Source organism: Herbinix hemicellulosilytica, assembly GCF_002904165.1.
Classification (GTDB): Bacteria; Bacillota; Clostridia; order Lachnospirales; family Lachnospiraceae; genus Mobilitalea; species Mobilitalea hemicellulosilytica.
Map to the genome: position 1 here is coordinate 58,583 of NZ_CVTD020000023.1, position 13,607 is coordinate 72,189.

General features: G+C 36.9%; 10 protein-coding genes. All 10 read right to left on the reverse strand.

Annotation, left to right across the window (positions count from 1 at the left end):
- Nucleotide 1 precedes the first annotated feature (1 nt).
- Nucleotides 2–907, reverse strand: coding sequence for an HPr(Ser) kinase/phosphatase (hprK, locus tag HHT355_RS09835; protein ID WP_408609719.1), 906 nt, complete (start codon nt 905–907; stop codon nt 2–4).
- Nucleotides 908–1,057: 150 nt separating this feature from the next.
- Complete coding sequence (gene uvrC, locus HHT355_RS09840) at nt 1,058–2,929, reverse strand: excinuclease ABC subunit UvrC (protein ID WP_103203276.1); 1,872 nt, start codon at nt 2,927–2,929, stop codon at nt 1,058–1,060.
- A 202-nt stretch (nt 2,930–3,131) separates the two neighbouring features.
- Nucleotides 3,132–5,135 carry an ATP-dependent zinc metalloprotease FtsH gene (gene ftsH / locus HHT355_RS09845; protein ID WP_103203277.1) on the reverse strand — a complete coding sequence of 668 codons (2,004 nt, stop codon included), beginning with the start codon at nt 5,133–5,135 and terminating at the stop codon, nt 3,132–3,134.
- A 278-nt stretch (nt 5,136–5,413) separates the two neighbouring features.
- On the reverse strand, nt 5,414–5,908 hold the full coding sequence (gene lspA, locus HHT355_RS09850; RefSeq protein ID WP_158245952.1) for a signal peptidase II: 495 nt from the start codon (nt 5,906–5,908) through the stop codon (nt 5,414–5,416).
- A gap of 43 nt (nt 5,909–5,951) precedes the next feature.
- Nucleotides 5,952–6,860 (reverse strand): hypothetical protein, encoded by a 909-nt coding sequence (locus HHT355_RS09855; RefSeq protein WP_103203279.1) that lies wholly within the window; start codon nt 6,858–6,860, stop codon nt 5,952–5,954.
- Between the two features lie 23 nt (nt 6,861–6,883).
- Entirely contained in the window at nt 6,884–8,812 is a 1,929-nt protein-coding gene (locus tag HHT355_RS09860; RefSeq protein WP_103203280.1) for a hypothetical protein, read from the reverse strand.
- 97 nt (nt 8,813–8,909) lie between these two features.
- Nucleotides 8,910–9,920, reverse strand: a complete 1,011-nt coding sequence (locus tag HHT355_RS09865) for an NAD-dependent epimerase/dehydratase family protein (protein WP_103203281.1) — start codon at nt 9,918–9,920, stop codon at nt 8,910–8,912.
- A 42-nt stretch (nt 9,921–9,962) separates the two neighbouring features.
- On the reverse strand, nt 9,963–11,129 hold the full coding sequence (locus HHT355_RS09870; RefSeq protein ID WP_103203282.1) for a hypothetical protein: 1,167 nt from the start codon (nt 11,127–11,129) through the stop codon (nt 9,963–9,965).
- Nucleotides 11,130–11,162: 33 nt separating this feature from the next.
- Nucleotides 11,163–12,293, reverse strand: a complete 1,131-nt coding sequence (locus HHT355_RS09875) for a DUF4422 domain-containing protein (RefSeq protein WP_103203283.1) — start codon at nt 12,291–12,293, stop codon at nt 11,163–11,165.
- On the reverse strand, nt 12,263–13,591 hold the full coding sequence (locus HHT355_RS09880) for a hypothetical protein (protein WP_103203284.1): 1,329 nt from the start codon (nt 13,589–13,591) through the stop codon (nt 12,263–12,265). The genes HHT355_RS09875 and HHT355_RS09880 overlap by 31 nt, the downstream gene beginning before the upstream one ends.
- Nucleotides 13,592–13,607: the final 16 nt, after the last annotated feature.

The following is a 13,607-nucleotide window of genomic DNA, read 5'->3' on the forward strand; positions in this document are numbered from 1 at the left end:
ATTACATAACCCGTTTTTGCGAATTCTTCTGTATCTTGTGCGTAACCCGCTTATATATTTCCTGGGCAGCGTTATAACCCATTTTTTTCTGCCTGTGGTTTACCGCTGCAGTTTCACAAATTATTGCCAGGTTTCTTCCGGGCCTGATTGGTATGGAATGACATACCACCTTATTGCCCAAAAATTCAATATACTGCTCTTCCAGACCCATTCTGTCATATTCCTTGTCCTTGTTCCATTCTTCCAGTTTAATAACCAGATCTATAGCCTGGGTGTTTTTAACACTTTCCACACCGAACAAAGTCTTTACATCAACTATTCCTATGCCACGAAGTTCAATAAAATGTCTGGTTATCTCGGTAGCGGTTCCGATTAAAGTTTCGTCGCTGACTTTCTTAATTTCAACTACGTCATCAGCCACAAGCCTGTGCCCGCGCTTAATCAGCTCAAGAGCTGCTTCACTTTTGCCTATGCCGCTTTCACCCATAATAAGAATACCTTCTCCGTAAACATCCACCAAAACACCGTGAATAGTTATTCTGGGTGCCAGCTCTACATTGAGCCATCTTATAACTTCCGCCATAAACGAGGATGTGGTCTTAGATGATCTTAATATGGGAACTTCTTTCTCGGTAGCAAGCTTTATAAATTTATCGCTTACCTCAAGATTCCTGCAAAACACAATACAGGGCACCTTATAGTCCAAAAGCCTGCTGACAATCTCAAGCCTTTTCTCTTCTGCAAGTGTCTGCATATAGGCATGTTCCACATAACCGATCACCTGAACCCGCTCCGAATCAAAATGGTCAAAAAAGCCCGCCAGCTGTAAAGCAGGCCTGTTCACATCCGGTTGGGTTATCTTAATCCTTTTAATATCAATATCCGGAGTTAAATTCTCCAAGTTCATCTTTTCTATAAGCTGAACCAAATCAACCGTATACACCGCATCATCCTCGCTTTCGTTTTTATTTAATGCTGTAAAATATTATACTTTTATAAAATACTTTATTTCAATCCTTCAAACATTCTAACATAATATTCGTTACCGTGTAAATCATTATGGAGTATCTATTTTATGAAAGAAATTATATACTTCGGTTGCTGCCGCCTTATTCATTGAAGGTACTTTCATAAGTTCCTCAATATCCGCATTCTGAATAGCTTCCAGTGATCCGAAATGCCTCATAAGAGCTTTTCTTCTGGCGGGCCCGATACCTTTAATATCGTCCAATACCGAATGGACCTGTCTTTTTTTCCTTAGGCTTCTGTGATATTCTATGGCAAACCTGTGGGTTTCATCCTGAATTCTCGTAATAAGCCTAAATAATTCGCTGTTTTTGTCTATGGGAAGCTCCCGGTTATTATAATATAAGCCTCTGGTTCTGTGATTATCGTCCTTTACCATACCGCATACGGGTATGTCAAGGTTAAGTTCATCCAATACCCGCAAAGCCACATTAACCTGGCCTTTGCCACCGTCCATCAAAATCAGGTCCGGATATTTGGTGAAGCTTCCAAGATTTTCATCCAAATTTTTTTCTTTGATTTCTTCCATTTCCCTCATGCCATGGGTAAATCTTCTTATCAGCATTTCATACATGGAAGCATAATCGTCGGGCCCCCGGACCGATTTAATTTTAAATTTTCTGTAATCGGACTTTTTGGCTTTGCCGTTTTCAAATACTACCATGGAACCTACAGGTTCAAATCCCGCCGTATTGGAAATATCATAGGATTCTATCCTGACTATTTCAGGCAAATCAAGGTACTCAGCCAGTTCTTTTAATGCACCGGTTGTTCTTGCCTCTTCCCTTTTTAATTTTTCGGCATCTTTATTTAAAATGAGCATGGCATTTTTCTTTGCAAGCTCAACAAGTTTTTCTTTTTCTCCCTTTTTCGGTACCCGCAAATGTACTTTTTGCCCTCTTTTTTTGCTGAGCCACTCGCAAAGGACTTCCTCGTCTTCAGGTTCCGTCTCCAGAAAAATTTCTCTAGGTATATAAGGAGTTCCGGCATAGAACTGTTTTATAAAGCTGGTAATCACACCGCTGTCGGTTTCATCTTCCACTCCCGTAAGGTAAAAATGGTCCCTGCCTATAAGTTTGCCGCCCCGTATAAAGAAAGTCTGTACGACAGCCTCATCTTTATTTCTGGCAAATGCAATGATATCCCTGTCACCGAGATCTGTATAGGTAATTTTCTGCTTGTCCATAATCTGCCTTACGCTTCCCAAAAGATCCCTCATCATGGCAGCCTTCTCATATTCCATATTAGAAGCTGCCTCGTTCATTTTCTCTTTCAGCATTTTTAGCACAGGTTCATAGTTTCCCGAAAGAAACTGGATAACCTGCTCTATATTCTTTTTGTATTCCTCCACCGATATAAAGCCCTGGCAGGGGGCATCACACTGGCCCAAATAATAATACAGACAAGGCCTCTCTTTTCCTATATCTCTTGGCAAAACTCTGTTGCAGGTTCTTATTTTATATATTTTTCTCAAAAGATCCAGAATATCCTTTACTGCCGCAACACTGGTATAGGGCCCGAAATATTTAGACTTATCCCTCTTTATCTGCCTCGAAAGAAATACCCTTGGGTAGCTTTCCGAAACCGTTACGCAGATATAAGGATAGGTCTTGTCATCCTTAAGCATAGTATTGTATTTAGGCCTATGTTCTTTAATCAGGTTACATTCCAATACCAAGGCTTCCACTTCGGAATCCGTAACTATATATTCAAAATGGTCAATATTTTCTACCATATGCCTGATCTTAGGCGTATGATTCCTGCTGTTTTGAAAATATTGCCGTACCCTGTTTTTTAAAACAACCGCTTTCCCCACATAAATAATATTATCATATTTATCTTTCATAATATATACTCCCGGTTTGTCGGGAAGAAGTTTTAACTCTTCTTCTATATTAAACATTGATTATACACTCTCCTGTTGTCTTTATTTTATATAAGATATAAGATAAATGCAACCGATACAATTAACGATTATTATATATCTTACCACAACAAACAAGGTCCGCCTTTATAAAAGACAGACCTGTTATAATTTATTCGATATTAAATTTTATAACGGCTTATCACGTTTTTTATTGATAAGTTTTAAGCTCTTTATTTCGTTAGAAATCGCCCTTCTTATCGGATTCATCTATTTGGGTATTTCCATCCTTTAGGTCATAAGTTTGGGTTGTTTCTGCTAAATCAGCCTTACTTTCAGCAATATTAAAATCTTTTTCCGGCTCGGTTTCTTTATTGTTTGTTTCTATTCCTTTTACTTCATTAAATATTTTCATAAACTCTTCGCCGGTAATGGTTTCCTTGCTGATTAAATATTCCGCAATTTTATCAAGAACATCCCTGTTTTCGGCCAGTAACTTTTTGGCTCTTTCATAACAACCGTTTAAAATTTTCATTACTTCTTTGTCTATATCACCGGCTGTTTCATCACTGCAGTTTAAGACCGGCCTTCCGTCAAGATATCTGTTTTCTATCGATTCCAGGCCCATAAGGCCGAACTTTTCGCTCATTCCGTACTGGGTGACCATTGCTCTTGCAAGTGCCGTAGCTTTTTCTATATCATTGGATGCTCCGGTTGTAATTGAGTTAAATACCAGTTCTTCGGCAGCTCTGCCTCCAAATAAGGTGGTAATTCTGGTCAGCAGTTCATCTTTGCTCATAAGGTATTTTTCTTCCTCAGGAACCTGCATTACATAGCCCAATGATCCCATGGTCCTCGGAACAATCGTAATTTTTTGCACAGGTTCAGCATGTTTTTCAAGAGCTGTTATAAGCGCATGGCCAACCTCATGGTAAGCAACAATTCTCTTTTCTTCCTTACTGAGTATTCTGTCCTTCTTCTCCTTACCCGCTATAACTATTTCTACCGATTCAAGCAAATCGTCCTGGGTAACAACAGTGCGTCCGTTTTTTACCGCCAGTATGGCTGCCTCGTTAATAATATTGGCCAAATCCGAACCGACGGCACCGCTGGTTGCTCTTGCTATGGCTTCCAGGTCAACGGAATCGTGCATAAGTACGTTCTTTGCATGAACTTTCAGGATATCCACTCTTCCTTTTAAATCCGGCTTATCAACTATAATCCGGCGGTCGAATCTGCCCGGACGAAGAAGGGCTTTATCAAGCACTTCCGGCCTGTTAGTGGCACCAAGTACCACCAGGCCTTTGGAAGAGTCAAATCCATCCATGTTGGCAAGCAGCTGGTTTAAGGTTTGCTCTCTTTCATCGTTTCCGCCGCCATAGTGGCTGTCCCTGCTTTTACCGATAGCATCTATCTCGTCAATAAATATAATACAAGGAGCATGCTGCTGCGCCTGTCTGAACAAGTCTCTTACTCTCGATGCACCCACACCGACAAACATTTCCACAAAGTCAGAGCCTGACAGTGAGAAAAAAGGTACCTTAGCTTCACCGGCTACGGCCTTTGCAAGCAGGGTCTTACCGGTTCCCGGAGGTCCCACAAGCAGCGCACCTTTGGGAAGTTTTGCACCTATACGGGTATATTTTGCGGGATTGTGCAGGAAATCCACGATTTCCTTAAGGGATTCCTTTGCCTCTTCCTGACCGGCCACGTCTTTAAAAGTAACACCGGTAGATTTTTCAACATACACTTTGGCGTTGGCCTTTCCGAATCCCATGACGCCTCCGCTGTTTTTCGATATGGTTTTAAACAAAAACCACATAACAACATAAATCAAAACAAATGGCAGTACCATGGATATTATAGTTTCAAATATGGTATTTCTATTGTCAGGTACTTTTTTCCAATAATCCGTACCGTAATCCTGCCGGGCTTTATACAACTTGTCAGCCAGGCTGTCATCATCCATCCTGCCCGTAAAATAAGTCATATTAATTCCCGGATAGGGCTGAACTTTCGGAGTAAATACAATCTTATCTCCGTCGAAAACTACCGCATCAAGCTCACCGTTTTCGAGCATTTCTATAAATTCCGGATAGGATACTTCCTTGTTTGTGCTTTCTTTTATTTGGTTTTGTATAAAAGAAAACATATACCAAATAAATAAAGCAGCTATCAATGTAATAATAAGAGCAGATTTATTTGGAAAATTATTTTTATTCTGCTTGTCGTTCCTGTTATCCATCAAATCCTCCATCTACAAAATCATCAATTATTATAAAATCCTTGCCAAGCAATAACACTTAACAGGAAATATTTACCGTATTATTTTATATTATATTACTGACAAATTACATAAGTAATATATCTCATTATACTTATTGTAACATTATAAATCAATAAAATTGTTCTTAAAATTCTGTGACCAAACTGTGTTTTGCCGTATGATTAAGCTTTTAATCTATAAATAATCTCCCTATATAAAAAATGCAGTACCTTTAAGGTAACTGCATATCTTTAGTCTTATAATTCGGGTAAACCATCATTTTCCGTAACTGAACATTTTTCACTATTACCGGGTTTGGACGACAGCATGGTAATAAAACAACCGATAAAAATAAATATATCCGCCAGATTGAATACTAAATTTTTAATTGGTTTTACATTAATGCTGAAATAATCAATCACATAACCTCTTTTAATGCGATCTGTCACATTGCTTGCCGCTCCTCCTAAACAAAGTGACATCCCGATCTTTTTTAATGTCTTATTTTTTTGAGGTAAAACTATAAGATAAACAAGCAACAAAATACCAAAAACAAAGGCCGATATATTTTTTACGTACTTTGCTTTGTCTTTGAGAATACTGAAACTGAAGCCCTGGTTATATTGCTTTAGAACAGTTATTTTGCCCTTTAATAATTCTTTCTTTTCACCGGCATTAAAATTTTTTTCAATATAATTTTTAATATTCCAGTCAAGCAAAAATATTACCAAAGCAATAAGGATATAAATCATATCAACCCCTCCTTCCGATACCCAAAATAGGTATCCGCTGATTTCATATGGATTGGGACCAGGAAACATAGCTTTCTAAAATCATCCTGCCTTCAGCGTTTCTGATGTTCTGATAAGACGGATAATGAACACAGAGTGCCTCCCTGTCTGATAAATTCCTGATCCTCCTTTTTAATTTTGAAAATTTAGGATCATAAATCAGTTTTACTCTCTTGCACTCAAGTATGTCTTTTATTTTTGCAAAGGCACAGGCAAGCATAATTACATTCAAATCTCCTTCATATACGGTTATGTCTGCATTTTCGGAAAGAGATATCAACTCTTTAATATGATACCCAAAACCAAGCCCGTATAAAATATATTCTTTTATTTTTTCTTTATACCAGTGACTTGCCAAAATAAAAGCTTCCGCCTGTACCCTGCCGTTGGTATGAAAGTAAAACTGTGCCCCGTTATTTTCTGCTACCAGTGTCATTAAACCACATGAAGTAAGTTCAACCCGATAACCTTCTTTAAGAAGAGGTTGTGGGTCTATCGTATTTATAAGTGTTTCGTCAAGACCCATGCAATTATCCTTAAGTGCTTTGAGATTTTCATAGTATAACTCTTCATTAAAACCTATCTCCTCCTTGCCGATAACCAATTCCTGTATCCGGCATAAAAAGGTGACCATCTGCATTTCAAACAAATCGGCAAGAAGGATAAAATTCCCTTTTTTATATGCATCCAATATGGCACTTAACATCTCCAATACCGAATCAGTCGATACGGTATTAAAATAATCTCTGTCAGCAATAATATCTTCAATTGTATTTTTAAGAATACCTATCGAATCCGCAATTATTGCAAGAGCCCTGTCATGCATTTGCTTGCGGAAATAAAAAACTGCTTTGTCTGCTTGCTCCAGAAGATAGATATTTCTTTCAAAAATATTTTTAATCTTACCCGTCACAGATGGTCACCTCAAAAGTATTCCTACTGATTTATGTGATTGGCAGTAATCTGAATGCAACTATATCTGGTAACCTTTTTGGTAGAGGAATTAATTTCATATATAGTAATGTATTTACCGGCAGTAACCGTGATATCGGCACCCGATTCAAATTTCAAACCGTCGTTAATAACGGTTTCGGTATGAACTCCGGTAACGGAAGTATCAGTTATTTTATATACAAGTTCATGTCCGGTTTTTACTGTATTGATAACTTTGATTGAGGTGGTTCCTGTTGTTTTGCCTTTGCTAACAGTGGTCGATAAGGCAGATGCCGGAGTCGGGTTTTGAATTGCCAGTTTTATTGATGTCTTGTCTACTGTACCGTTACCGAAAGTTATTGTCAGTGCCCTGCTGTAGCTTGTGGGCATTGTATTTAATTCATTTGTGTTTAAGGTAACTTTCATTGTATATATCACGTTCGGATCGGTTGCATTTATTTCTGCGGGTGTGCAGGTAAAGTCAATTTCTTTTGTGCCGTACTTAATTGATTTAATTTTAGTTTCAAACGGCAGCTTGCCTTTTGTATTCATTATTATATCAAATGAAATTTCTTCCGTGATATTTTTGACAAATGTAAAGCTCTTGGCTTCAATTATAGGCACTGCAGGATATTTAACATTATATACCAGACAGGTAGAAGCCAGGTTTACCTCGGTTGATTTGGCAGACGGTTTAATTTCTCTCTTTCTGATATATATATTGCTGCCTTCCGTGGCTTTGCTTGAAAGAACTTTATATTCGATACCTTTTGTTATTGAATACCATGTGACCTTGCTAGGGTCAAGTTCTTCGCCGGGTTTCACGATGCAATATTGATAAGGGTTGCTGGACGATGCGGAAGGTATAGTGATAGTTATCGCAGCAGAACCACTGTAAGATATATAAACATTCGGATCAGATTCAGTAGTATTTGCCGGAGGATTACCTTCTACGATAATACCGTCCATTACTCTTTGCTCATTAATTTTAATTTCCGTAATTTTTGAGGCAGCTTTAGTGGTTGTAGCATAATCCCTAACTTCAATAATCATAGCCGGGAATTTTTTATCAGGTGTGATACCGTTGCTGCCGTTTTTGATTATATCTTTCAATGCCAATCCCTTGACGGATTTGTCCGTAACCTTAACCCAAGTTGGAGTAGTAGTTTGTCCTGTGTAATTTACACGATATTCCTTACCGTATTTTATCTGAGCAATAAACTTTTCTCCGTCAACGGTAACTGAAGCAGGAGTAGTCTGCTTTGCAATTTTTAATCTGACTTCGCTACTTACCCGTCTTCCCATAGTTCCGTCCGCTTCTCTCGAACCGGTACTTACATCATTGACGGCACTGATTCTGAAATACAAATCGGCACCTTTTATCTGGAGCTTTTCCAGTTGCTCAACAGTCAGATCTTTCAGTTCTTTCCACGAACCGTTAACACCCTTTTTCCATTCCAGATCCAAATATGTTATAGGATTGGCCGCGGTTCCTTCTGAAGACTGTATATTTAACAAACTGGCTATCGACTCACCCTTAGATAGGCTGTCCATTTTGTCATAACTTATAGAAACCGCAAGTTTTTTTGCTCTCGGCCTTAAAGTTACTCTTTTTGGAGTACCTGTTTCGCCCTTAATAACAATTACCTGTTCTGTTGTCTGCGAAGTCCAGGAAAAGTCAATAGTTGTTGTATATTCATTATCAACAGGAATAACATCCCATACATTTCTTGCAGCATCGTTTTCTGTTGCAAAATATATTTTTTGGTTACCGTTATTGTTTAATATAATGTTTTCTTCTTCATAGTCAACAGTGTTTATGGTTATTGAAGAAGCACCAAAAGCTATATTATGTTTAGAAAAAGAAACCAGTATAAATAAAAACCCCAAACATAACATTGCCTGCGCAATGCGTATAATTCTTTTGCTCATTTTTATCCTCCGTTCTTAATCTTATTGTCTGCTATAATAAATATCGGCAAAAATAAAAAACCAGTAAACCTTTTTTTACTAATTTTTCAAATAATTTTTACTGATTTTTCAAATAATCAATAAGATCGTTATACATGTCCTCCAAATTTTTCGTCGGTTTCCAGCCTAGCTTACGCAATTTCTCGGAAGACATTCTTAAAAAAGTATCCTTAGCATATCCAAGTTTGCTATTATCCTTAATGTCGTAAATAACACGGATCTTTCCACCGGCAATTTTTTCCGCCACCAGCTTAGCCATATCGCAAATTCGCATAGTATTTTCTTCATTTACCACATTATAAGCCTCTCCGTTTTGCCCTCTTTCAAGTATGGTAAAAATACCGTTTATAGCATCTTTTGATTCGCAGTAATTTCCTATGGACTGACCTTTGGTATGAAGCACGATATCCTCATTGTTAATGACAGCTCTCGCAAACTGTGCAAAAACCCGGGTATCGTTTTTATCTACCCCGTATCCGAAAACCTGGGCCAGCCGGGCTATTTTAACCGGAACCCCGTATTGCTTGTAATAAATATAACAATAGTGCTCTGCCATTCTTTTTCCTAAAGGATAACAGCTTCTTGCAGAAAAGATATCCACATCACCCAGCATATTCTCGGTGACTAATCCACAATCGCTGCCGATTACCCCGTATGCTTCCATGGATGAAAGGTATACCATAGACTTTATTTTTTTTATCCGTGCCAGCTCCAAAATATTTTTGGTCCCCACTACTATGCCGTCCGCCACTTCTACCGGATTTGAAACCATAACGGAAGATGTGGTGATCGACGCACAATGGATTATATAATCTATTGGCATGTCCACCTCTTCAGCCCTTATATCCTCTAAGGATGTTTCTAAAAGAGTTATTTCTCTATATTTATCGTTTTCGGCAGGATATTTCTTACTTGCTTTTTCAATATTTCTAACCGGGAGTATTAACTTTATTCCGGCATTATACAAGGAATTAAACTCTAATAATTCTTCGGCTATCAAACCGCCTATAAAACCGGTGGCACCTGTAATAAGGATTGTGGAATCTGTGAAAATACTCATATTTTTCATATTGCTTTTCCTCTGTTTTTTTATAGTATTTGGTCCGGTTAGTTACATATCCGCTATATCTTTTGTTTTTTCCCAGATCAGATTTCCGTAAGTATTCATTTTGTCGTTACATTTTACCATTGAATTAAAATATTTGACTGTGTCAATAAAATTATTTAATGAACGGTAATCTAATTCATTGTAAAAATTGCTTTTACATTTTAATTCCCTTATGTTACAGCTTGTTTTATATTCATTTGCTGAATTGTATTTTTCAATATAATCCTTTGCACTGGGCAAAAGCAATATCTCATTTTCATCCTTAAGCCATCCCATATATAATGATAATTTTAGCTTATTTTTATTGGGCTTAAAATCAGATTTATATACAAATGCTTCATTTTTATTTTTATAAAACCTGTAGATATCCGTATCTTTACATGGCAGTACGATTATTGACTGATTCTGCTCATCAACTATTATATTCATAAAAGAAGCCTTCTCTGTAAAATCCAAATCAATTATTTTTACTTCTTTATTAATAAAATCTGCATATAAAACCGATCCGCCTTTTGAAAGTGTTAACCAATAATTCCCCTCATCATAAGTTATGCCTCTTAATCTGATCTCATCCGAAAGATAGTAAATATCCGTGATCCCATCTTTTATATGTGTTTTTATTACATATGGCGTATCGGAAATTACTGTCATCATTGTTTTATCGATAAAACAGGTAGACTTTAAGCTTAATATTTGCTTCTCACTTATACCGGGCAGCTTAAGTATGGTTTTATTCCATTCATCATGTTTATAAAAAACCCCCTGCTCTATGTTAAATTCATATAAGGGCTGGCTTAGATTTCTTGGAAGTATCCATAAAACTTCATCATCCAAAAAAGCATCACATGCATGAATTTCGTTTCTGTCATCAGGAATAAAATATTCCATTTTTCCGTTATCCAAATGATATGTACTTATTCCTCTGCCCCTGCATGGTATAAAAAACAATATTCTGTTGTAGACAATAACTTTCCTGTGCAGTTCAAAAATATTATCCTCATTAGGAAACTCTGCAATTTTAACCGTTTCATTATTATCCAGTCTCATTTTATATAAACCGTTATGATCTACGGCAGAAAACCATATAGTATTGTTTTCTTTATAAGCATCATAGCAACCAAATTCCATTGTATATTGCTCTACTCCTTTATTATTTTCTATAATTTCCATTATAATTCCCGATATGGCATGCAATTTTCAATATCATACCATCCATTTCTTTTCACCGTGAACAATCTTTAAATTGTTTTTATTATAAAGAAAATACAGTGCGGTTAATACTTCAGCAAAATACCCTAAATATCTGTCTGTGCGTTCCTGGCCTGAAGGCTCACACAATTCTTCTGCCCTTTTAAGAACAGGAAAAATCCAGTTGCAGTATTCGTTAAATGTCTCTGAATCAGCAAGAAACATATTATAATTATAAAGGTATGGTCCTTTTAATATCTTAAGGGCAGCCCTGTAGTATTCCGGATCAGTTTCCTTTAAAACCTCCATCAATTTTTCCTGATCTTCAGCCGATATATAACGGCCATATTGTCCTGAAGCATCAGGATAACATACAAACGGCAAAGGCAAAACCACATTGATATTGTTCTGTTTTATTTTTATTAAATCTTCCGTATCTAAAAGCAAGATCCTGCGGTAATGGCATATGCCCAGATATTCTTCTCTGATATTTTTCCATGCCCAGTACATAGCTGTTAATTCAGAATATTTATAGTTCTTGTTTGAAATATTGTCTCCTGTATTATCCAAAAGCTCAGTTATACGCAAATCCGTCAATGACGCCCCAACCTGTATCGGAATAACCCATGACGGAATATCATATTGCCCTTTTAATCTTTTATCCCTGTGATGTTTTGCCATAAACATTTTAACGCCTGGTAGTTCGTCCGAAGACTTATAAAAAGGCAAATCCTCCAATAATTTAAAAGTCCCAAGCTTTTGAAAATACTTGCTCATAATGAGATATTCCACATGGGAATCAACAAAGAGAAGATTATTCAGTTTATAATTTTCAAGAATTTCTTTGATTTCATCATGATATATTTCCGGTGTTGCAACTATGATTAAGGCATCGGTATTTATTTCTCCGCTAACTAAAGAAACAGGTATAGAATCAATCTCTGTTGGATTATTGACCTTAGAGCTTACCAAAAAGGCTTTAGGATACTTTCCTAAAACCTCACTTATTGCCTTATATACACCATAAGCTACTATCTGGGCACCATAAATATAAAATTTATCCGCCCCTTCAATCCGTTTCCATAATTGTTCTCTTTCAGTGGTATAATTCATGGCTATTTCACCTTCACATTCTGGATCATACATGGTTTTCCTGTCTCTTTGTATAGTACAGCCACACTGCCTTTGTCACCGTAATAGGCATCGGACAAAGCAATGGCCCTATGTATATCTGCCGTTTCGTCATATATGCCAAAAGCTTTATTGTTATACTCCACAAGAATTTTTTTATATCTTTCATACAAACCGGGCAACATCGATGATAAAGTAGTCTCCATCAGTGGATGAGGTCTCCATAAAAGTGTATATTCGTCCCGTTTTTCATAAAAAAAGTTAAGGACCTCCTGTATCTTGTCCAAATATTCTTCTTTATGATTTAATAATGGCTGAATTGTGGTGTTATACAGAATTACTTTTTTTCTGCTGCCGTCCGGTTTTATAATTAAATCGTGCCACTCTTTTGGTACTGTTACATTATCCCTTGTGGTACTTAATACCTTATCAACTTTGGGAGACCCTAATATCAAAAACTTCTCTTCCAAATTTCCAAATTTACCGGAGCAATTATTTTCCGTTTCAAATTTCTTTAATTCATTGATATAAGTATTCTTTTCTTTCTCGGTTGTAACAATTACTTTATCTGAAAATAAAGTCCCCGGTAAAACGCAAAAATGTGTGGGGACATCCCCTTGGGTGATAAAATATGGAATATAAACAAGCAGGCCGACATATTTTTTTAACTCTTTTGCATAAAAATCAGGATGGATACTGGTAACCCTGTTGGCATTGTCATATGGATTGTGAATATATGCTATGTCAGGACACCTTTCAGAAACAGCATACTTTTCCCATGATGTTACCGGTACATAATCAGGAAACTCATTTCCTTCATAATGCATCTTGTTCAATGACCCGTCTGTCTTTTTATCATAATAAGGAAGGGGTACAACATATACGTCACAGTCCGGATCTTTGCAGGCTGCTTCCCATACGCTTTCCATACTGTCCCACATGGACGCCTTATATGGGAAAAAAACAACTTCTTTTCTAGAAACTGGTATATCATATGTGATACTGTTTATAATCCTTTGAAGGAGGTTTCTTAAAAGTTTTATTAATTTTCTGGCCTTTTTTACGTCATCAAGGGTAAGGCTTAACCTGTAAACCAGCTCACAGTATTCCTCCAGCATAGATACGGCTACGGTGCCTTCTCCTTCAAAATATTCGATCTTCTCACCGACTTCAATAGCACTCTGCTGGCAGTTTACCAATAGTTCTTTAATTTGATCTGTTATGTTAGTTTCAATATTGTCCTGAATAAAGTCATTTGCCTCTGACAACATTTTAATTATTTCAATTAACTCATTTTTTATATGAACTCGCATCTTTATCCCTCTGTAA

Coding starts and splice junctions, on each gene's coding strand:
- hprK (WP_408609719.1), bottom strand. CDS start 907: ATGAACTTGGAGAATTTAACTCCGGATATTGATATTAAAAGGATTAAG.
- uvrC (WP_103203276.1), bottom strand. CDS start 2,929: ATGTTTAATATAGAAGAAGAGTTAAAACTTCTTCCCGACAAACCGGGA.
- ftsH (WP_103203277.1), bottom strand. CDS start 5,135: ATGGATAACAGGAACGACAAGCAGAATAAAAATAATTTTCCAAATAAA.
- lspA (WP_158245952.1), bottom strand. CDS start 5,908: ATGATTTATATCCTTATTGCTTTGGTAATATTTTTGCTTGACTGGAAT.
- HHT355_RS09860 (WP_103203280.1), bottom strand. CDS start 8,812: ATGAGCAAAAGAATTATACGCATTGCGCAGGCAATGTTATGTTTGGGG.
- HHT355_RS09865 (WP_103203281.1), bottom strand. CDS start 9,920: ATGAAAAATATGAGTATTTTCACAGATTCCACAATCCTTATTACAGGT.
- HHT355_RS09870 (WP_103203282.1), bottom strand. CDS start 11,129: ATGGAAATTATAGAAAATAATAAAGGAGTAGAGCAATATACAATGGAA.
- HHT355_RS09875 (WP_103203283.1), bottom strand. CDS start 12,293: ATGTATGATCCAGAATGTGAAGGTGAAATAGCCATGAATTATACCACT.
- HHT355_RS09880 (WP_103203284.1), bottom strand. CDS start 13,591: ATGCGAGTTCATATAAAAAATGAGTTAATTGAAATAATTAAAATGTTG.